This window comes from Microbacterium hominis NBRC 15708, assembly GCF_001592125.1.
In the GTDB taxonomy this organism is placed as follows: Bacteria; Actinomycetota; Actinomycetes; order Actinomycetales; family Microbacteriaceae; genus Microbacterium; species Microbacterium hominis.
Map to the genome: position 1 here is coordinate 63,427 of NZ_BCWI01000008.1, position 20,165 is coordinate 83,591.

13 protein-coding genes are annotated in these 20,165 nt (G+C 71.8%); 9 read left to right on the forward strand and 4 right to left on the reverse strand.

The genetic code is table 11. The features are described from left to right. Positions 1-106 precede the first annotated feature (106 nt). The 6 genes from recA to dapF all read left to right on the forward strand — a co-directional run bounded on the left by recA (position 107) and on the right by dapF (position 5,789). The gene (recA, locus tag MHO01S_RS08235; RefSeq protein WP_060959484.1) at positions 107-1,162 is read left to right on the forward strand and encodes a recombinase RecA; all 1,056 of its coding nucleotides are present in this window, start codon (positions 107-109) and stop codon (positions 1,160-1,162) included. Further along, positions 1,162-1,911 (forward strand): regulatory protein RecX, encoded by a 750-nt coding sequence (locus tag MHO01S_RS08240; RefSeq protein WP_061782135.1) that lies wholly within the window; start codon positions 1,162-1,164, stop codon positions 1,909-1,911. The genes recA and MHO01S_RS08240 overlap by 1 nt, the downstream gene beginning before the upstream one ends. A 74-nt stretch (positions 1,912-1,985) precedes the next feature. Next, positions 1,986-3,536: a tRNA (N6-isopentenyl adenosine(37)-C2)-methylthiotransferase MiaB gene (gene miaB / locus MHO01S_RS08245; protein ID WP_060959486.1), complete on the forward strand. Its 1,551-nt coding sequence runs from the start codon at positions 1,986-1,988 to the stop codon at positions 3,534-3,536. Further along, positions 3,533-4,447 (forward strand): tRNA (adenosine(37)-N6)-dimethylallyltransferase MiaA, encoded by a 915-nt coding sequence (gene miaA / locus MHO01S_RS08250; protein WP_060959487.1) that lies wholly within the window; start codon positions 3,533-3,535, stop codon positions 4,445-4,447. The genes miaB and miaA overlap by 4 nt, the downstream gene beginning before the upstream one ends. Beyond that, entirely contained in the window at positions 4,444-4,869 is a 426-nt protein-coding gene (locus tag MHO01S_RS08255; protein WP_060959488.1) for a GNAT family acetyltransferase, read from the forward strand. Before miaA ends, MHO01S_RS08255 begins: the two co-directional genes overlap by 4 nt. Positions 4,870-4,925: 56 nt before the next feature. Beyond that, positions 4,926-5,789, forward strand: a complete 864-nt coding sequence (gene dapF / locus MHO01S_RS08260) for a diaminopimelate epimerase (RefSeq protein ID WP_060959489.1) — start codon at positions 4,926-4,928, stop codon at positions 5,787-5,789. A 36-nt stretch (positions 5,790-5,825) separates the two neighbouring features. Here dapF and MHO01S_RS08265 read toward each other — a convergent pair whose 3' ends face one another. Further along, positions 5,826-6,467 (reverse strand): class I SAM-dependent methyltransferase, encoded by a 642-nt coding sequence (locus tag MHO01S_RS08265; RefSeq protein ID WP_060959490.1) that lies wholly within the window; start codon positions 6,465-6,467, stop codon positions 5,826-5,828. A gap of 69 nt (positions 6,468-6,536) precedes the next feature. Between MHO01S_RS08265 and hflX the strand changes: the two genes are divergently transcribed. Next, a complete protein-coding gene (gene hflX / locus MHO01S_RS08270; protein WP_060959491.1) occupies positions 6,537-8,060 on the forward strand; it encodes a GTPase HflX in 1,524 nt (507 codons plus the stop codon). A 202-nt stretch (positions 8,061-8,262) separates the two neighbouring features. Here the strand turns inward: hflX and MHO01S_RS08275 are convergent, their stop codons facing one another. Beyond that, the gene (locus tag MHO01S_RS08275; protein ID WP_061782136.1) at positions 8,263-10,173 is read right to left on the reverse strand and encodes a S9 family peptidase; all 1,911 of its coding nucleotides are present in this window, start codon (positions 10,171-10,173) and stop codon (positions 8,263-8,265) included. Positions 10,174-10,486: 313 nt separating this feature from the next. Here MHO01S_RS08275 and MHO01S_RS08280 point away from each other — a divergent pair, with 313 nt between their 5' ends. Both MHO01S_RS08280 and metE read left to right on the forward strand, forming a co-directional pair. Next, on the forward strand, positions 10,487-11,407 hold the full coding sequence (locus MHO01S_RS08280; protein WP_255266075.1) for a methylenetetrahydrofolate reductase: 921 nt from the start codon (positions 10,487-10,489) through the stop codon (positions 11,405-11,407). After that, complete coding sequence (gene metE / locus MHO01S_RS08285; RefSeq protein WP_061782137.1) at positions 11,404-13,725, forward strand: 5-methyltetrahydropteroyltriglutamate--homocysteine S-methyltransferase; 2,322 nt, start codon at positions 11,404-11,406, stop codon at positions 13,723-13,725. Before MHO01S_RS08280 ends, metE begins: the two co-directional genes overlap by 4 nt. Positions 13,726-13,768: 43 nt before the next feature. On the opposite strand, the gene MHO01S_RS08290 is transcribed toward metE, so the two are convergent. Then, positions 13,769-16,669, reverse strand: coding sequence for a TIM-barrel domain-containing protein (locus tag MHO01S_RS08290; RefSeq protein WP_082734138.1), 2,901 nt, complete (start codon positions 16,667-16,669; stop codon positions 13,769-13,771). Between the two features lie 22 nt (positions 16,670-16,691). Further along, positions 16,692-20,027 (reverse strand): TIM-barrel domain-containing protein, encoded by a 3,336-nt coding sequence (locus MHO01S_RS08295; protein WP_060959493.1) that lies wholly within the window; start codon positions 20,025-20,027, stop codon positions 16,692-16,694. Between the last annotated feature and the right edge of the window lie 138 nt (positions 20,028-20,165).

Genomic DNA, 20,165 nt, shown 5'->3' on the forward strand with positions numbered 1-20,165 from the left:
CGCCTTGTCGCAGCGTCCCTCCCGTCGGGTGGGAGCGCGACAGCCTACAGGCGACGGAATCCCCGACGCGGCCGAGCCGCCGACGGCAGAGCACAAGGAGCACGTCATGCCCTCACCCGCCGACCGCGAGAAGGCCCTCGAATCGGCCCTCGCCCAGATCGACCGGCAGTTCGGAAAGGGCTCGGTCATGCGACTGGGCAGCGACGAGCGCGCCCCCGTCGAGGTCATCCCGACCGGATCCATCGCGCTGGACGTCGCCCTCGGCGTCGGGGGTCTGCCGCGCGGCCGCATCATCGAGATCTACGGTCCCGAGTCGTCGGGTAAGACGACCCTGACGCTGCACGCGATCGCCAACGTGCAGCGCGCGGGCGGCATCGCCGCCTTCATCGACGCGGAGCACGCGCTCGACCCCGACTACGCCCAGAAGCTGGGCGTCGACATCGACCAGCTCCTCGTCTCGCAGCCCGACACGGGGGAGCAGGCCCTGGAGATCGCCGACATGCTGGTGCGCTCGGGCGCGATCGACCTCGTCGTGATCGACTCGGTCGCCGCGCTGGTGCCCAAGGCCGAGATCGAGGGCGAGATGGGAGACTCGCACGTGGGTCTGCAGGCGCGACTGATGTCGCAGGCGCTGCGCAAGCTCACCGGTGGGCTCAACCAGACCAACACCACGATGATCTTCATCAACCAGCTGCGCGAGAAGATCGGCGTGTTCTTCGGCTCGCCGGAGACCACCGCCGGTGGTAAGGCGTTGAAGTTCTACGCGTCGGTGCGCCTCGACATCCGTCGTATCGAGACCCTCAAGGACGGAACCGAGGCGGTCGGAAACCGTACGCGCGTGAAGGTCGTCAAGAACAAGATGGCTCCGCCCTTCAAGCAGGCCGAGTTCGACATCCTGTATGGCATCGGCATCTCGCGCGAGGGCTCCCTCATCGACTTCGGTGTGGAGCACGCGCTGGTGAAGAAGTCCGGTGCCTGGTACACCTACGACGGCGAGCAGCTGGGGCAGGGCAAGGAGAACGCGCGCAACTTCCTGCTGAAGAACCCCGACATCGCCGCCGAGATCGAGACCAAGATCAAGCAGAAGCTCGGCATCGGACAGCCGCGCGGCGCCGCCGAGACGGTGCCCGCCGACGATCTGGCTGCGCGCCGCCCGGCCTGATGAGCGGTGCGCGCGACGGGGGCGAGCGCGATGGCCTCGCCCCCGTGATCCCGCTGTTCGGCGGAGCACATCACGCCCGGCGCGACGACGGGGCCGCGGAGGACGCGACTGCGGAGGACAGGACTGTCGGGGACGCGGACCGCGGGGGAGTGACCCCGTTCCGCGACGCCCCGTCGACGACGTGGCACACGACGTGGACGGACGAGCAGGACAGCCCGGAGGCGAACGCCTGGGATGCCGACACGGCGACTCGTGCGGAGGACGCCGAGGCTGCGCTCGTCAAGCGGCTACGGACGCGGTCGCTGTCGGAGCGGGAGGCGAGGGCCTTCCTCCGCGAGCGCGACCTCGCAGACGACGCGATCGAGCACGTGCTGGCGCGGATGCGCGGCCTCGGCTATCTCGACGACGCGGCGCTCGCGGAGCAGCTCGTCCACAGTGGCGTCGAGCGGAAGGGTCAGGGTCGGGTCATGCTCGCGCAGGCGCTGGCCAAGCGCGGCATCCCTCGTGATGTGGTCGACGAGGCCCTCGGGGCGTTGCCGGACGACGAGGCCGAACGCGCGCTCGACTTCGCGCGCCAGAAGGCGCGATCGCTGCGCGACCTCGATCGCGACACGGCGCTGCGGCGACTGTCCGGCCAGCTTGCGCGGCGCGGTTACGGCGCGACGGCGCTGTCGGCCGCCCGGCAGGCGCTCGACGAGCTCGGCCGGCCCGTACGGCGACCGCCCGCGGGTACCGTCCGCTTCGACTGAGCGGGCCCGCCGCCCGCCGCGCCCGCAGTCGCACCGGAGTCCGACGCGTCGTCGGATCGTAGAATGAAGGCACCATGACCTCTCCGTCCGCCGCCCCCACGCTGATCGCGCCGTCGCTCGCCGCCGTCGCCGCCGACGGCCGCACCCGCACCTACGAGGTGCGCACCTTCGGCTGCCAGATGAACGTCCACGACTCCGAGCGGCTGTCGGGTTCGCTCGAGAGCGCGGGATACGTGCGTGCGGATGCGGGGACCGAGGCCGACGTCGTCGTCATCAACACGTGCGCCGTGCGCGACAACGCCGCGGGCAAGCTGTACGGCACGCTCGGACACCTCAAGAGTCGTAAAGACCGCCACGAGGGCATGCAGATCGCGGTCGGCGGCTGCATGGCGCAGATGGACAAGGATGCCGTCCTCGAGAAGGCGCCCTGGGTCGACGTCGTCTTCGGCACCCACAACATGGGATCGCTTCCGCGCCTGCTGGAGCGCGCACGGCACAACGGCGACGCCGAGCTCGAGATCCTCGAGGCCCTCGAGGTGTTCCCCTCCACGCTGCCCACCAAGCGCGACGCCGTCCACAGCGGCTGGGTGTCGATCTCCGTGGGCTGCAACAACACGTGCACGTTCTGCATCGTGCCGAGCCTGCGCGGCAAGGAGAAGGACCGCCGCCCCGGCGACATCCTGAACGAGATCCGGCTCCTCGTCGACGACGGCGCGATCGAGGTCACGCTCCTCGGTCAGAACGTGAACAGCTACGGGGTCGAGTTCGGCGACCGCCAGGCGTTCGGCAAGCTGCTGCGCGCCGCCGGTCAGATCCCCGGCCTGGAACGCATCCGTTTCACGAGCCCGCATCCGGCGGCGTTCACCGACGACGTGATCGACGCGATGGCCGAGACGCCGCAGGTGATGCCCCAGCTGCACATGCCGCTGCAGTCCGGCTCCGACCGGATCCTGCGCGCGATGCGGCGCTCTTATCGCAGCGACCGCTTCGTCGGCATCCTGGACCGGGTCCGCGAGCGGATCCCGCACGCGGCGATCTCCACCGACATCATCGTCGGCTTCCCCGGCGAGACCGACGAGGACTTCGAGGACACGATGCGTGTCGTCGAGCAGGCCCGTTTCGCGAGCGCGTTCACGTTCCAGTACTCCGTCCGCGAGGGCACGCCCGCCGCCACGATGCCCGACCAGATCCCCAAGGCCGTCGTCCAGGAGCGCTACGAGCGCCTGGTGGCCCTGCAGGAGCGCATCAGCCTGGAGGAGAACCAGGCCCAGATCGGACGCGAGCTCCAGGTGCTCGTCTCGACGGGCGAAGGGAAGAAGGACGCCGAGACGCGCCGCCTGACCGGCCGCGCGGAGGACAACCACCTCGTGCACTTCGAGCTGCCCGACGGCTCCGCGGTGCCCCGCCCGGGCGACGTCGTCACCGTGACCGTCACCCACGCCGCTCCCTTCCACCTGCTCGCCGACAGCACCGACGGCGCCCCGCTGCAGATCCGCCGCACACGCGCCGGCGATGCGTGGGACCGGACGCAGGCGGAGTCCTGCGGCGTTCCCGCTCCCGCGGGCGTGGAGGGCGGTGCGCCGCGCGCGGTGTCGCTGGGCCTTCCCACGCTGCGCCTCGGGTGACCGGGCGCCTCTGGGCCGTCGTCGGAGCCACCGGCACCGGCAAGACGGACCTGTCGCTGCGCCTCGCCGAGGCGCTGGGCGCCCGCGGACGCGCGGCGGAGATCGTCAACGCCGATGCCATGCAGCTCTACCGCGGGATGGACATCGGGACTGCCAAGCTGCCGGTCGCCGAGCGTCGCGGCATCCCGCACCACCTCTTCGACGTGCTGGAGGTGACCGACGAGGCCGCGGTCGCGGCCTACCAGGATGCCGCGCGCACCGCGATCTCCGACATCTTCTCCCGCGATGCCGACGCCATCCTCGTCGGCGGCTCGGGGCTGTACGTGTCGAGCGTCGTCTACGACTTCCGCTTCCCGCCGCACGACGACGCGGTGCGCGAGCGGCTCGAACAGGACCTCGCCCAGGACGGCCCCGGCGCCCTGCTCGCACGCCTCCGCCTCCTCGATCCGAGGACGGCCGAGCGCATCGACGCCCGCAACGGGCGTCGGATCGTCCGTGCGCTCGAGATCGCTCTGCAGGGCGACCGCGGGCACGGCGCGGCACTGCCCGCGGAACCGGTGCGGTGGCATGAGCCTACGATGCTCGTCGGCGTCGAGCTCGACCGTGCGCAGCTCGTCGCGCGCCTCGACGAGCGCGTGGAGCGCATGTGGCGCGAGGGGATGTTGGCCGAGGTCGAGGCGCTCCGCGCGCGAGGCCTCGAGCGCGGGGTCACGGCGAGCCGTGCCATCGGGTACGCTCAGGCCGTCGACCAGCTCGCCGGACGCATCGACCAGGCGGAGGCGATCGCGCAGACCCAGGCGTTGACGCGGCGCTACGCGCGGCGACAGGTGTCGTGGTTCCGTCGGTACCCCGGCATCCACTGGGTCGCGCCCGACGCGGACGCCGCCGCGCTGGCAGACTCGATGGCGTGACCGCCGTCGAGATCCGCCCCTTCGCCACCGCCGATACGGACGCCGTCGTCGCGCTCTGGCGAGAGGCGGGGCTGACGCGGCCCTGGAACGACCCGTACCGGGACATCGCCCGCAAGCTCACCGTGCAGCCCGAGCTGTTCCTCGTCGCCCACGATCGGGGCGACCTCGTGGGCACCGTCATGGCCGGCTACGACGGGCATCGCGGGTGGCTGTACTACCTGGCGACGGCCGCGGAGCGTCGCGGCGAGGGGATCGCGCGCCGCCTCGTGGAGACGGCGGAGGAGGGCCTGCGCGCCCTCGGATGCCCGAAGGTGGAGCTGATGGTGCGTCCGGAGAACACCGCGGTCCACGACTTCTACGCCCGCCTCGGGTACGAGCCGTTCGATGTCTGGATGACCGGCAAGCGGCTGATCGCCGACTGACGCGTGCCCGCCGTCCACCCCGCCGGTGCACAGCGCGCGGCCCGTAGACTGGCCGGGTGGCAGAGCCGATCGCATTCACCAAGGGTCACGGCACGGGCAACGACTTCGTGATCGTCCCGGACGACGACGGTGCCCTCGACCTGTCGGCCGACCAGATCGCCGCGCTCTGCGACCGCCGCTTCGGCATCGGCGGCGACGGCATCCTGCGCGTCGTCCGCAGCGCCCGCCTCCGCGAGGGTGAGGCGACGGCGGATGCCGAGTGGTTCATGGACTACCGCAACGCCGACGGATCGGCCGCGGAGATGTGCGGCAACGGCACCCGCGTGTTCGCGAAGTACCTCGTCGACACCGGCCGCGCGAACATCGATGACGCGCCGCTGCGCATCGGCACCCGCGCGGGCGTGAAGACCCTCACTCGCAGCGACCTCGGCTTCGAGGTCGACCTCGGCGTGTTCCGGGTCGACGGCGATGTCGTGGTGAAGGCGAGGGGCCTCGACGTCGCCCGGCCCGGACAGGGCGTCGACGTCGGCAACCCGCACGTGGTCGTTGCGCTCTCCAGCTCCGCGGAGCTCGACGGACTCGACCTCACGGTGCAGCCGCAGCTGCACCCCGACCCGGTCGAGGGCGCCAACGTCGAGTTCGTGGTCCCGGCCGATCCGCTCGTGCAGAACGGCGTCGGAACGATCCGGATGCGTGTGTTCGAGCGGGGCGTCGGGGAGACCCTGTCGTGCGGCACCGGTGTCGCCGCCGCCGCGCTGGCGGTCCGGCACTGGGCGGGGGCCGCGGCGCCGGACCGGTGGAGCGTGGAGGTGCCCGGCGGCACGCTCGGTGTACGCATCGTCGCCGAGGCCGACGGAGAGCACGTCCTGCTGTCCGGACCGGCGGCGCTCGTCTACTCGGGCGAGGTCCGTCTCGCCTGAGGCCGGCGCGCCGCCCGCGCCGGCGCCAGGGGCACGTCAGGGAAGCTCGATGGCTCCCGTGCGCACGGCGCCGTGCCGGCGCACCTTCAGCACCCGGAATCCTCGCCCGGTCGCGGCCCGTGTCACGGAGTAGCCGTCGTCGAAGGTGGCCGCGAGCCAGCGCTGCAGAGAATCCGAGCCGAGGTTGCGCTGCACGACGAGCCAGGCGTCGCTGCGCTCGTCGAGCCGCGGAAGCCAGCGCTCCAGAAGGCCGTGCAACTCGTTCTTGCCGACCCGGATCGGGGGATTCGACCGGATGCCGCGGAAGCGGACGTCCTCCGGAACATCGTCTGGGCGTGCGGCGTTGACGTTGTCAAGTCCCCACTCCGCGGCGTTGCGGCGGACGAGATCGAGGGCCCGGTCGTTCACGTCGACCGCCCACACGGTGGCGTGGGGAGACTGGACGGCGAGGCTCAACGCGATCGGCCCCCACCCGCAGCCGAGGTCGAGCAGATGTCCTCCCGGCGGAGGCGGTGGCGTGTTCGCCAGGAGCACGGCCGTCCCGCCATCGACGTGGTCGGGGCTGAACACCCCGCCCGCGGTCGTGACCTCGCCAGAGCGTCCGGCGAGGGACACACGGATGCGGCGGAGGTTCTCGGCGCTGGACGGGGAGGCGCTGAAGTAGTGGTCACTCCCCATCCTGCGAGCGTACCGGAGCCACCCGCCCCCGCGGGAGGCTAGACTGCAAGGCTGACCTGGAAGGAATCCATGACCCACACCACCGAGACCACCGACGCGCACGGCGACGAGACGCCGATCGACCCGGTGGATCGCGTGCTGGCCCACGCCGAGGGGCGTTCGAGCGCGCGCGTCTTCGGGACCGCCCAGGCGCTGCAGGACTCCGCGACCGTCGCCTATGGCGACACCGACGGCGACCAGTGGGACCGTGAGGAACGCGCGGCGCTGCGCCGCGTGCCCGGGCTGTCGACCGAGCTCGAGGACGTCACCGAGGTCGAGTACCGCCAGCTGCGGCTGGAGAACGTCGTGCTCGTGGGCGTGTACCCCCAGGGATCGCACGAGGATGCCGAGAACTCCCTTCGCGAGCTCGCGGCGCTCGCCGAGACCGCGGGAGCCGTCGTGCTCGACGGCGTGCTGCAGCGTCGCCCGCACCCCGACCCCGCCACCTACATCGGCCGCGGCAAGGCCGCGGAGCTGCGCGACCTGGTGGCGGCCGTGGGCGCCGACACCGTCATCGCCGACACCGAGCTGGCCCCCAGCCAGCGCCGTGCGCTGGAGGACGTGGTGAAGGTGAAGGTCATCGACCGCACCACCGTCATCCTCGACATCTTCAGCCAGCACGCGAAGAGCCGCGAGGGCAAGGCCCAGGTCGAGCTCGCCCAGCTCGAGTACCTGCTGCCGCGCCTGCGCGGCTGGGGCGAATCGATGAGCCGTCAGGCCGGTGGCCAGGTGGGCGCCGGTGGCGCCGGCATGGGCTCGCGCGGTCCGGGTGAGACGAAGATCGAGCTCGATCGCCGCCGCATCCGCACCAAGATGGCCCAGCTGCGCAAGCAGCTGCGCGACTTCGCACCCGCCCGCGAGGCCAAGCGCAGCGAGCGCAAGCGCAACACGATCCCCTCGGTGGCCATCGCCGGCTACACCAACGCCGGCAAGTCCAGCCTGCTCAACCGGCTGACCAGCGCCGGCGTGCTCGTGGAGAACGCGCTGTTCGCGACCCTGGATGCCACGGTGCGCCGGGCCGAGGCGGCCGACGGCCGCGTGTACACGCTGACCGACACCGTCGGGTTCGTGCGGAACCTCCCGCACCAGCTCGTCGAGGCGTTCCGCTCGACCCTGGAGGAGGTGGGCGACGCCGACGTGCTCGTGCACGTCGTCGACGGCTCGCACCCCGATCCCGCCGCGCAGCTCGCGACCGTGCGCGACGTGATGGGCGACGTCGGGGCGCGCTCCACGCGCGAGATCGTCGTGTTCAACAAGGCGGACCTCGTCGACGAGGACACCCGGCTCGTGCTGCGAGGTCTCGAGCCGGGCGCGCTGTTCGTGTCGTCGCGGACGGGCGAGGGCATCGACCAGCTCCGTGCCGTCGTCGAGGAGGCGCTGCCGCTTCCGGCCGTCGAGGTGCGTGCGCTCGTGCCGTACGACCGCGGCGACCTGATCAACGCCGTGCACGAGTCGGGGCACATCGTCTCGACGTCGCACGAGGAGGACGGCACGGCCGTGCACGCGCACGTCTCGGAGCGTCTCGCCGCGGAGCTCGCGCCCTACGCCGTCTGACGGTCGGGCGTTTCGACTCGCTGCGCTCGCTCGACGACCGGTGGCGGCGGTGGGGCGTTTCGACTCGCTGCGCTCGCTCAACGACCGGTGGTGACGGTCGGGCGTTTCGACTCGCTGCGCTCGCTCGACGACCGGGCGGGGCGGTGGGGGACGGGCCCGGTCGTTGAGCGACGAGCGCAGCGAGGAGTCGAAACGCCCGCACTCACGCGAGCGTGATCGGCGGCACCCCCGGGGTCTCGAAGCCGAACACCTGCCCGAGGAACGCGAGCTCGCTCTCCAACGCGTGCACGACCGACTCCGCGCGCCGGAAGCCGTGCCCTTCGCCCTCGTACAGGACGTACGCGTGGGGGACCCGCCGCGCGGCGAGGGCATCGCGGATCGCCTCGGCCTGCGACGGCGGCACGACCGCGTCCTCCGCGCCCTGCAGCAGGAGGACGGGTACCGCGAAGCCCGCGATGTGCGTCAGGGGCGACCGTTCGACGTACAGGTCCTCGGCCTCCGGCAGCGGGCCGATGAGGCCGTCGAGATAACGGGACTCGAAGTCGTGGGTGTCCGCCGCGAGGGCGCGCGCGTCGCCGACGCCGTAGCGCGAGATGCCCGCGGCGAAGACGTCGGTGCGGGCGAGCGCGGCCAGTACCGTCCACCCGCCGGCCGACCCGCCCTTGATCGCCAGCCGGTGCGGGTCCGCCGCGCCGGACGCGGCGAGACCGGATGCCGCGGCCGCGACATCCTGCACGTCCACGACGCCCCACTGGCCGCGCAGGCGCTGCCGGTACGCCCCGCCGTAGCCGGTGGAGCCGCCGTAGTTGACCTCGAGCACCCCGATGCCGCGACTCGTGAAGAACAGCGTCTTGCCGTCGGCGACGCCGCCCTCGTGGCCGGTCGGGCCGCCGTGGACGAGCACGAGGTACGGCGGACGCTCACCGGCGGGGCCCGCGGCGTGCGGGTTCGTCGGCGGATGGACGAACGCGTGCACGGGCCCGGTCGGTCCCTCCACCGTGAGCGGCCGCGTCGGCGGCATCCACGAGCCCAGCTCGTCGCCGGGGATCTGCGCCGGCGCCCCGACGACGCGCATCACATGCGCCGCGTCGGGACCGTCGGTGAGGTCGACGAGCCAGATCCCGCTGACTCCCGGGGCCATCCCCGACACGAGCGCCCGACGACCGGCGACGGCCTCGACGGCCAGCGACGCGGTGGCGGGGACGTCGACGGCGGTCGCGGTGCCGGCGGCATCCACCGCCACGAGCTCATCGGCACCCTCGGTCCGCACGGCGAGCAGCCCACCGTCGTCGAGCAGCCCGTACCAGCGGCTGCCGAGAGACCACAGCGGCCCACCCGTGTCGGCGTCCGCGGGGGCGAGTGCGGTACGCGGCAGATCCGCATCGAGCCGCACCCGCCACGGGTTCCAGTGCCCGCTCGCATCGTCGAGGTAGACGAGGTCGTCCTCGTCGGCCCATTCGGGCTGCAGCGCCGCGGAGGCGCCGTCGGTCACGTCCGTCCACTCGACGACGGCGCCGTCGTCGATCCGCCCGACGCGCAGGACCGTGCGGTCCCAGGGCATGTCCGGATGGTTCCAGGCGACCCAGGCGAGGCGATCGCCGCGCGGCGAGAGCACCGGCTGCGCGACGAAGTCGCTGCCGGCGACGAGGTCGCGCGCGCCGGAGCCGTCCCGCTCGATCCGCACGATCGCCCGATCGCGCCCGCCGCGCTCGCGGATGCCGAGGAGCACTCCCGCACTGACGCGCAGACCGCCGTAGCGGACGTCGGGCTCCGCCGTGAGGGGGCGCGGCTCGTGACCGGGCTCGATCACCCAGACCTGCTGATCGCTGCGCTCGACGAAGAACAGACGGCCCTCGTCATCGGCCGCCCATGACCCGCCGCCGTACTCGTGCACGCCCGAGCGCGCGTTCCACGGCGCCGGCAGCACGGTGTGCACCTCGCCCTGCGCGTCGCGGCGGAAGACGGCCGTGCGACCGGCCTCCTCGGGGACGGACTGCCCCCACCACACCTCGTCGCCGACGACGGCGGCGCCGTCGATGCGCGGGGAGGCGGCGGAGGCCCACGCGGCGGTCAGCGGGGAGGGCCAGGATCCGTAGGGGCGTGCGTCGACCATACGTCCCACGCTACGCCGCGGGGCGACGGCATCCTCCCCGCCCGGAGTGAAACGTGTCGTCACACAACACCGGATGCCGCCGTCGTGGCCCTACAGTGGTGCCATCGACGCCCGCGCCAGCGGGCCGCCCGGTTCGCCCGGGCAGGAGCGACAGCCGAGCCCGGCACCCGCCCGCGAGAACCGCACCTTCGTGCGCCCCGCGGCCGACCGGCTGAACGACCCTGACCCGAGAGCGAACCGAGCCATGATGTCTCACGAGCCCCGCGCCACCGCGCCGATCGTCGACGACGTGTCCCCGAGGTCCGCTCGGACGGTGCCCTTCTCCTTCGAGATCTATCCGCCCCGGACGGCCGAGGGGCTCCCGGCCCTCCACGAGACGATCCGTGTGCTCGCCGCCACCGGGCCGCGCTTCATCTCCGTCACGTTCGGGGCCGGCGGATCGACCACCGACCGCTCGCTCGCCGTCCTCACCCACATCCTCCGCGAGACGCCCGTGCCCCCGGTGGCCCACCTCACGTGCGTCGGCAGCAGCTACGCGGAGGCCGCCACCGTGATCCGGGAGTTCCTCGACGCCGGCATCACCCGCTTCCTGGCCCTGCGCGGCGACCCTCCCGCGGGGGTCGCGGAGGACGAGGTCGCGCTCGGCGACCTCGAGTCGGCGGCGCAGCTCGTGCAGCTGATCGACCGGGTGCAGGCGGAGCGCTCGCCGTATCGCGAGCAGGAGATCCCCGGCGTTCCCGGGGCCGCGCAGGTCGCCGCCGGGGAGCGGGTCGAGATCGCCGTCGCGGCCTTCCCGAACGGCCACCCGCGCTCGCGCCACCGCTTCGAGGACATCGATGCGCTCCTGGCCAAGCAGGCGGCGGGAGCGACCTCGGCGATCACGCAGCTCTTCTTCCGCTCCGCCGACTACCTCGACTTCGTCTCGCGCGCCCGCGCCGCCGGCGTCGTCATCCCGATCCTGCCCGGCATCATGCCGATCACCTCGCCCGCACGCCTGCGCCGCGTCCTGGAGCTCACCGGCGACCCCCGGCCCGACGACCTCGCGGTCGCCCTGGAGGCCGCGACGGATGCCGCCGCGCAGCGCGCGGTGGGCATCGCCCACGCCGCGGACCTCGCCCGCGCCGTGCTCGACGGCGGAGCGCCCGGCATCCACCTCTACGCCTTCAACAACCACGACACCGTCCTGGCCGTGCTCCGCGCCGCCGGGCTCATCCCTGAGGAGACGACCCCATGACCACGTCCTTCCCCGCCGGCACGATCCTCGGTTACCCGCGCATCGGCCGCCGCCGCGAGCTCAAGCGCGCCGTCGAGCGCCACTGGGCCGGTGTGCTCGACGAGGCCGGCCTCGAGACCGAGGCGGCGGCCCTCCGCCGCGCGACGCGCGCGCGGCTCCTCGACCTCGGCCTCGGCCGCGACGACTCGTCCATCCCCGAGACCTTCTCCTACTACGACCAGGTGCTCGACGCGGCGACCGCCGTCGGCGCCCTCCCGGCGCGCTTCGACGCGCTCCGGGGCGAGGACGGCGCCGTGCCGCTCGCGGCCTACTTCGCCGCCGCGCGCGGCGACGGTCATCGTCAGCCGCTCGAGATGACGAAGTGGTTCGACACGAACTACCACTACCTCGTTCCCGAGATCGCTCCCGAGACCCGCTTCGCGCTCTCGCACGACCGGTTCGCCCGGCAGGTCGCGGAGGCCGCCGCGGACGGCGTGACCGTGCGCCCCGTGGTGGTCGGTCCGGTGACCCTCCTCGCCCTGGCGAAGCCCGCCGACGGCGCGCCCGCGGGCTTCTCCCCGCTCGACCGCCTCGAGGATCTCCTTCCGGTCTACGCGTCGCTGCTGCAGTCGCTGCGGGAGGCCGGCGCGTCGTGGGTGCAGCTGGATGAGCCGGCGCTCGTCAGCGAGAGTCTGGGAATCGACGCCGACCGGCTCGCCGCCGCGGCGGAGCGCGCGTACGCGGTGCTGGGAGCCGTCGCGGACCGTCCGGCGATCCTCGTGGCGGCGCCCTACGGGCCGCTGACGGCCGACGCGTGGAGCGTGCTGGCCGCGGCGCCCGTCGAGGCCCTCGCGATCGATCTGCACCGCGCCGCCGAGGCGCCCGCCTCGCATCCCGGCCTCGCCGGCAAGACGATCGTGGGCGGTGTCGTCGACGGTCGCAACGTGTGGCGCGGCGACCTGACCGCCGCCGCGGACCGGCTGGAGCGGCTCCGTGCGGTCGGCGCGGCCGCGGTCGCCGTCGGCACCTCGACGTCGCTGCAGCACGTGCCGCACGACGTCGCCGACGAGCCGGCGCTCGACCCGCGTCTCGCGGCGTGGCTCGCGTTCGCGGATCAGAAGGTCTCCCAGGTCGCGACCCTCGCGCGCGGTCTCGTCGCCGGGCGCGCCGCGATCGCCGACGAGCTCGCGGCGGCCGACGCCGCCCTCGCCGACCGTCGGTCGGCGCCCGGGGTGGCCGACGGCGACGTGCGCGCGCGTCTGGAGGGGCTGGACGCCGCGGCATCCGACCGCGCGCCGTTCGCCCGGCGATCCGCCGCGCAGACGGCGCTCGGTCTGCCCACGCTGCCGACGACGACGATCGGCTCGTTCCCGCAGACCGCGGACATCCGCCGGGCGCGCGCGGCCCACACGCGCGGTGAGCTGTCGGCAGCGGAGTACGAGGAGTTCCTGCGCGCCGAGATCGATCGCGTCATCGACCTGCAGGAGGACCTCGGCCTCGACGTCCTCGTGCACGGGGAGGCCGAGCGCAACGACATGGTGCAGTACTTCGCCGAGCACCTCGACGGCTTCGCGGTCACCCAGAACGGCTGGGTGCAGTCGTACGGCTCGCGCGCCACCCGCCCCTCGATCCTGTGGGGCGACGTGTCGCGTCCCGCGCCCATGACGGTCGGGTGGTCGACGTATGCGCAGTCCCGGTCGGAGAAGTACGTCAAGGGGATGCTGACCGGACCCGTCACGATCCTCGCGTGGTCCTTCGTCCGCGACGACCAGCCGCTCGCCGCGACGGCCGACCAGGTCGCCCTGGCGCTGCGCGACGAGATCGCCGACCTCGAGGCCGCCGGCATCCGCATCATCCAGGTGGACGAACCCGCCCTCCGGGAGCTCCTGCCGCTGCGGCGGGCCGACCAGCCCGCCTACCTCGACTGGTCGGTGCGCTCGTTCCGCCTCGCGACGGCGGGGGCGGCCGACGCCACCCAGATCCACACCCACCTCTGCTACTCCGAGTTCGGTGTCGTGATCGACGCGATCGCCGCGCTGGATGCCGACGTCACCTCGATCGAGGCGGCGCGCAGCCGCGGTGAGGTCATCGACGACATCGCGGCGTCGGGCTTCTCGCACGGCGTCGGGCCGGGCGTGTACGACATCCACTCCCCGCGCGTGCCGAGCGTCGACGAGATCGAGGAACTGCTGCAGCGCGCCGCGGACGAGCTTCCGCTGCACCAGGTCTGGGTCAACCCCGACTGCGGGCTGAAGACGCGCGGCTACGAGGAGACCGTGGCGGCGCTGCAGAACCTCGTCACGGCCACCGCGCGCGTGCGGGAGCGCGTCGGCGCGTAGCCCGCGTCGACCCGGTCCCCGCGCGCGGACCGGGTCCGCACGGCTAGAACGCGCCCGTCGTGATCCCGGCCGATCCCGACGGGGGAGTGTTCAGTACGTTGTTGCCGCCGGGCTCCCACGCGTCGGCCGTGTTCGGATTGCCCGCTTCCTGCCGCTTGATGCACTTCCACTCGATCGCGCTGGACGGCGGGAGGTTCTCGATCACACCGGTCCAGGTCGGGTACGCGCTCGGGTTCAGCTTGATCGCGCTCGCGGGCGACCAGTTGCCCAGCTGCGGGATGTTCCCCACGACGTAGACCGACTGGCCGAACGTCGTCGTCGCGAACTCGCACGCGAAGGTCGCCCACACCGGGTCTTCGCCCAGGGTGAAGGCGAAGGCCTTCGCGGTGCCGACCGCGCTGCTGGCGGCCTTCGCGATGACCGTGTTGCCACCGGCGTTGTACCACCCGCTGGCGGCGGCGTCGAAGGCGGCCTTGTTCGCGTGCTCGGTGAGCGCGCTGCCGTTGAGGGTCACCGAGGCGGCCTGCGTGTCGTCGGTGACGAGCTTGACGATCGTCGGCCGCGTTGACGGGGCGCCGGCGTACGTGCCGGATGCCGCGCCCACGGTGACGGTGGCCACGCCGCCGGACGTCGACTGGCTGATCGGCGTCGTGCGCACCGCACCGCTCTGGTACGCGGTGCTCGTGCCGTCGTCCTCGTACAGGGTGAAGCTGGTCGCGGTGTCGTCGGCGTAGACGGTCGTGATCTGCTCGTCGTGCACGGTCGAGTCCGAGCGCAGGCCCGTGATGTCCTTCGTCTCGGCATCGACGAAGGCCTGCGGGATGATCGCTCCCGCGCGGGCGTAGGCGGGCAGCGTGAACACGCCATTGCGCCACAGGGGCACGTCCGTGATCCACTGACCCGTGCTGGCGATGCGCTCGTTCGTGTGGATGTCGATCCAGTCGCCGGCGGGCAGGTACACGTCGCGCTCGCGCTCGCCCGACCCGGCCACGATGGCGACCATGAGGTCGCGGCCCAGCATCTTCTGGTGGCCCATCTCGCGGACGTTGTCGTCGTTCTGGTAGTAGTACACGAGCGGCGGAGCCACCGGTTCGCCGTACCGGTTCGCGCGGTGGGCGAGCGAGTACGTGTAGGGCGCGTTCTCGTAGCGGCGCACCAGGTTCGCGCGGTTGCTGTCGACGTCGCCGATCGCGTCGGGCGTGGTCTCCAGGCAGTTGCAGAGGTTCTCGGTGTGCGGGCGCAGCGGCGTGTCGAACCAGGCGCTGTCGGCGAACCACTGCGTGTACAGCTCGTCGGCATCCGCGTCGAGCATCTCGCGGCGGAACCCGCCGACATCCGAGCCGTAATAGTCGATGCCCGACATCGACATGTGCAGCTGCGTGTTCTGCTGCGACGCGAGGGCCTTCATCGTGGAACCGATGTCGGCCGACCACATGGCCGTCCCGAAACGCTGGATGCCGCCGGCCGCGGCGCGCGAGAGCAGGAACGGGCGGGCGTCCTCGTCGTTGCGCTCGTAGCCGTCGGCGATGCTCTGCGCCCACAGGAGGTTGTAGGCGTTGTGGTAATCGGCGTGCGCGTGCTTGCCGGGGAGGATCCCGGCCGTCCAGTCGTTCGCGTCGTACATCTCCGGCTCGCCGAGGTCGAGCCAGTGCCCCATCACGCCCTCGTCCACGAGGTGCTGGCGCTGCTCGTCGTGCCACGCGGCACCGGCGGCGGGCTGCGTCCAGTCGATCATCCCGCCCTTGCCCCACCACGGGTTGCCGGTGAGGTAGGCCGGGGAGCAGGTCGAGCATCCGGAGCGCACGAGGTAGCCGTCGGCGGCCATGTCGGCGTGCTCGGGCAGGTTCTTGCCGACGTACGACTCCTCGATCGGGATGATGCCGACGCCGTCGGCCTTCAGCGCGGCGATCTTCGACGCCGGGTTCGGGAAGCTCGACGTGTCCCAGTCGAGGGTGCCCATGCGGGTGTCGTCGGAGTCGGCGGTCACGCCCCCGAACCACTGCACGTCGAGCATGGCGCCGTCCACGGGGAAGTCGGCGGCACGGAGCCCGGAGATGGTGTCGTCGAGCTCGGACCAGTCGTCGTAGCCGAACTCCGAGACCCACAGTCCGAACGCCTTCTTCGGGGGCACGGGCGGGGTGCCGGTGAGCTGCATGTAGTCCTCGCGAAGGTCGGGCAGGTCCGGCCCCGCCATGAGATACCACCGCAGCTGGTCGCCCCACGTGCGCATCGTCCACGGGTCGCCGGTCAGGTTCCACTCCTGCTTGTACAGCTGGTCGACGAACAGGCCGTAGTTGGCGTTGGCGTCGCCCACGGCGAACAGCACCGGGATCTGCGTGTTGCCGACCGGGCCGTTCTCCGCGTCGTAGACCATCGCGTTGCCGTAGGTGCCGCCGGGGGAGCGGACGCGCCCCACCCAGTCGCCGTCGGCGCTGGCTCCCGTGAAGAACTGCTGCCCGAGGCCGTAGGCGTTCTCCATCGACGACTTCGTGATGTTCAGGCCCTTCCACGCCTGCGTGAGATCGACCGGGCAGGTCGTCTGGAGGACGAGCTCCGGCGTCCGGGTGATGTCGGTCGCCGTCACGCACAGCGTCGACGTGTCGACGTCGAGTCGCAGCCCCGCGGTCTGGATCGTGCCGCCGCTGCGCGTGTAGGTCTCCGGGCCGGGGTAGTCGGTCTTCGCGATCTGCGGCGTCGTGAACAGCGCCGTCGACGTCCCGGGCGACGTGCCGCCGCCGGCGACCTCGAAGTGCACGAGGTCGTCGTCGAGCACCTCGACCACGAGGTAGCTCGATCCGGAGGTGAACTCGGCCCGCTGCACGCCGAGCGGTGCAGCCTGGGCGGGCGCGGCATCCGCCCAGCCCCCGAGGGCGGTCAGGGAGGCCGCCGCGATCGACGCGATGGCGAGGGTGGCGACGCGGCGCCGCAGGGTCAGAGCGATCATGGTTCTCTCCGCGGGATCCGGCTCAGCGTGCGAGCACGAGGTTGTCGAGGTTGATGCCGCCGGCGCTGCCGCTGTCGTACTCGATGCGCACGGTGTGGCGGCCGGGAGTGAGACTCGCGCCGATCGAGGCGATGCCCCAGCTGTCCCAGGAGCCGGTCGAGGGCAGGGTCAGCGTGCCGACGGACGTTCCGTCGACGCGGACGGTGCGCACGGCCGAGGTCGCCGCGCCGTTGCCGTAGCGCACGCGCAGCTGGTGGGTCGCGTTCGCGTCGGCCCACACGTCGAACTGCACGGCGTCGCCGCTCGTGGCGAACCCGTCCACGAAGCCCGTGCCGGTGTAGCCGGGGTGATCCGTGTTCGTGCCCACGCCCGTCTGCGCGGCGAACTCGGCCTCGTACGCGGCTTTGTCGACGCCGGCCAGCGCGATCGTGCGCGCGGACGTGCTCGCTGCGACCTTGATGGAGGTCAGCTGCTGCACGGCATCCCAGAACCAGCCGGTGCTCGCGGCGGCCAGCGCCGCCACCGACCCGACCTCGGTGAGCGCCGACCCGCCGACCGCCACCGCGGTGGGCTTCGTGCCCGACACCTGGTAGGTCGCGGCGGTGGTCAGCGCCGGAGCCGAGATCGACACGGTGCGCGCCACGCGGTCGGAGGTGACCGCGATGGCGCGGTGGGCGTCCGCCGCGTCCTCGAAGTAGTCGTACGTGCTGGAGGCCGACGGGTAGATCCGGAACACCAGGTTGTCGTACGCCTCGACGTCGTTTCCGATCGTGCCGCCCAGCTCGAAGGCGTCGTTGAGGTTGAGGGGGATGACCGCGCCGGCCCGTGCGTACACCGGGATGCTGTCGGTGGCGGCGTAGTACGGCTTCACGCCGTCGCCGAGCGCGCGGCCGCCGTTCCAGAAGTCGTACCACTCGCCGGCGGGCAGGTAGACGTCCTTCACGGTCTGGCCCTGCGTCGTGATCGGGGCGACGAGCAGCTGCGAGCCGAACAGATACTGCTGGTCGTAGGTCGCGGCGGTCGCGTCGCCCGGGAAGGCGAGACTCATGGCCCGCATCATCGGCACGCCCGTCGAGGCGCTGTCGTCGGCCTCGGTGTACAGGTAGGGGACGAGGTTCATGCGGACGTTCGCGAACTTCGCGAAGGTGGGGACCACACTCGTGTCGCCGGTGCGCGCCTGTACGTTCCAGGGAGTGCGGGCCTCGGACGGCGTGGGGTCGGACTTCTCGGAGTGGTACTGCATGATCGGCGAGAAGGTGGCCTGCGACGTCGAGCGCAGGTAGAGCTCGGCGCTCGGGAACGAGCCGGTGAAGCCCGCGAGGTCCCACGCCCAGAACGGGACGCCCGACTGCCCGGCGCTCTGTCCCGCCCGCACCGCCTCCTGGAAGGCGCCGAAGGTGGAGGACTGGTCGCCCGCCCAGAAGATCGACTGGCTCTGGGCGCCGGAGGTGCCCGCGCGGCTGAAGAGCGTGCCGTCGCCCCCGGTCTTCTGCTGCACGACGTCGTTGTAGGCGCGGGTGTACTCGTTCGGGTACGCGTTGTGCATCTCGTCGCCCCGGCGTCCGTCGGCCACCTGGAGGTCGCGGCCGAACAGCGCCTCGCTGCCGTCGGTCTTGAAGCCGTCCACGCCCAGGTCGTCGAACAGATAGGCGCGCTTGCTCATCCACCAGTCGGTGGCGGCGGTGCTCGTGAAGTCGGGCACCGTGCTGTCGCCGAACCACTGGCCGGTCGGGATGCGGTAGGGCTGACCGGCGCCGTCCTTCACGAGGAAGTCCTGCGCGGCGGCGTAGGCCTTGTCGTTGAGGTGCTGCTGCGGAGCGGTGGAGGGGTTGGAGGTGAAGTTCTCCTTGAGCACCGGGATCTGCCAGAGGATGACCTTGATGTTCTGGTCGTGGGCATCCTGGATCATCTGCTTCGGGTCGCTCCACGCCCCGCCGGAGGGGAAGGTGAGGTCGGCGTAGTCGAGGCTGCCGCTTCCCGCAGTCGGCGTGTACTGGGCGTCCTTCCAGAGGTAGAAGGTGGCCTCGTCGCTCCACTGCTCCAGAACGAGGGCACTGTGCGGGATGCCGGAGGAGTCCACCTGGTTCAGCCACGTGTCGACCTCGGCCTGCGTGTTCCACTCGTTCGCCGATCCCCAGAGGCCGAAGGCCCACTTGGGCGGCAGGAGCGGACGGCCGGTCTCGGCGGTGAAGTCGTCGAGCATCTCGGTCTGGTCGCCGGTGAAGAACTGGTACGTGAGAGTCGAGTTCACCGCGCCGCCCGTGTCGACGGTGAACCCGGCCATGTCGGAGCGGTAGGTCGCCAGGTTGAAGATCGCGTACCGGGTGCTGGGGACGTGCACGCCGTAGCCGGCGGAGTTCGCGAAGTAGGGCACGGAGTAGTACGTGCGGCGGGTCGCGCCCTGGTCCTGGTACTGGTTGTAGACGTAGTTGTGCACGTCGGTTCCGCGATGGTCGAGTCGGTCGTAGCGCTCGCCGAAGCCCTCGAACCGCTCGCCCGCGGGGCTGAGGAAGTGGTCCTCGATCTTGGTCACGGTGGAGTTGCCGTCGCTGGCCCAGCCGATGTTGCGGAACTGCGCCGGGTCGTACTGGCGTGTGATGAGCGTCGTGCCGTCTCCCTTGTAGACCGAGAGGCGGTAGGGGCTCTTGTCGATCTTGAGGACGAGCTGGCTCGTGGCGATGGTCACCTGCGACGCGCCGTTGGTGAGGGTGTAGTCCGTCAGCCCGCTCAGGTTCAGGCCCGATCCGCTCGGCGCGATCTGCACGTCGTAGCCGTCGAGGCGGGGGAAGGCGAAACGCACCTTCGGAGTGAAGTCGCCGGCGCTGTCGCCCGTCACGATGTCGACCGAGGTGCCGTTGTCGATCACGTTCGTGACGTCGGTGACGGTGCTCCACGAGGTGGTCGCGAACGAGAACGGTCCGATGTCGCGCTGGCCGGCGCCGTTCACGTCGGCGTGCACGGTGTACTGCACGTCGTCGCCGCGGGCGAAGGATCCCAGATCGATCTTCCAGTACGTGTTGTTGCCGGAGTTGTAGTCCCAGCTCGCGCCGCGCGGGGTCTGGGAGACGCCGTTGACGCTCCAGGTGACCCACACCGACTGGCCCGAGGCGATCGGCCACGTCGTGGCGCGGACCGTGACGTCCTCGCCCGCCATCGGGTCGCGCGGCGATCGTTCCGTCGGTTGCGCGGCATACAGCTCGTCGTCGCCGTACGGGTCGTGCCACACCCCGTCCAGCGTGCTCGCCTGTGCCGGGGTCGCCGCGAGGAGGGCGATGACGAGAGCCGTCACCAGACCCGCGGCGAGCACGATCGCGCGCCGGGGGCCGACGAGGGGAACAGTCCGTGCAGCAGAAGACATGGGAACCTCTTTGTTCAGGTCTGAATTTAGTGGAGAGTATGGACCACCTGTGCGTCGGATATCAACCCTTCGTTCTCATCCAGCAGTCGCGCGCCGGGCTGATCGGGGCGAAGGGGAATCGAGTTGACGTTCGCGCGC

What these genes read in the sequence shown, in the direction of transcription:
- recA (WP_060959484.1), top strand. Translation starts at nt 107, where the DNA reads ATGCCCTCACCCGCCGACCGCGAGAAGGCCCTCGAATCGGCCCTCGCC.
- MHO01S_RS08240 (WP_061782135.1), top strand. Translation starts at nt 1,162, where the DNA reads ATGAGCGGTGCGCGCGACGGGGGCGAGCGCGATGGCCTCGCCCCCGTG.
- miaB (WP_060959486.1), top strand. Translation starts at nt 1,986, where the DNA reads ATGACCTCTCCGTCCGCCGCCCCCACGCTGATCGCGCCGTCGCTCGCC.
- MHO01S_RS08265 (WP_060959490.1), bottom strand. Translation starts at nt 6,467, where the DNA reads ATGGGGAGTGACCACTACTTCAGCGCCTCCCCGTCCAGCGCCGAGAAC.
- hflX (WP_060959491.1), top strand. Translation starts at nt 6,537, where the DNA reads ATGACCCACACCACCGAGACCACCGACGCGCACGGCGACGAGACGCCG.
- MHO01S_RS08275 (WP_061782136.1), bottom strand. Translation starts at nt 10,173, where the DNA reads ATGGTCGACGCACGCCCCTACGGATCCTGGCCCTCCCCGCTGACCGCC.
- metE (WP_061782137.1), top strand. Translation starts at nt 11,404, where the DNA reads ATGACCACGTCCTTCCCCGCCGGCACGATCCTCGGTTACCCGCGCATC.
- MHO01S_RS08290 (WP_082734138.1), bottom strand. Translation starts at nt 16,669, where the DNA reads ATGATCGCTCTGACCCTGCGGCGCCGCGTCGCCACCCTCGCCATCGCG.
- MHO01S_RS08295 (WP_060959493.1), bottom strand. Translation starts at nt 20,027, where the DNA reads ATGTCTTCTGCTGCACGGACTGTTCCCCTCGTCGGCCCCCGGCGCGCG.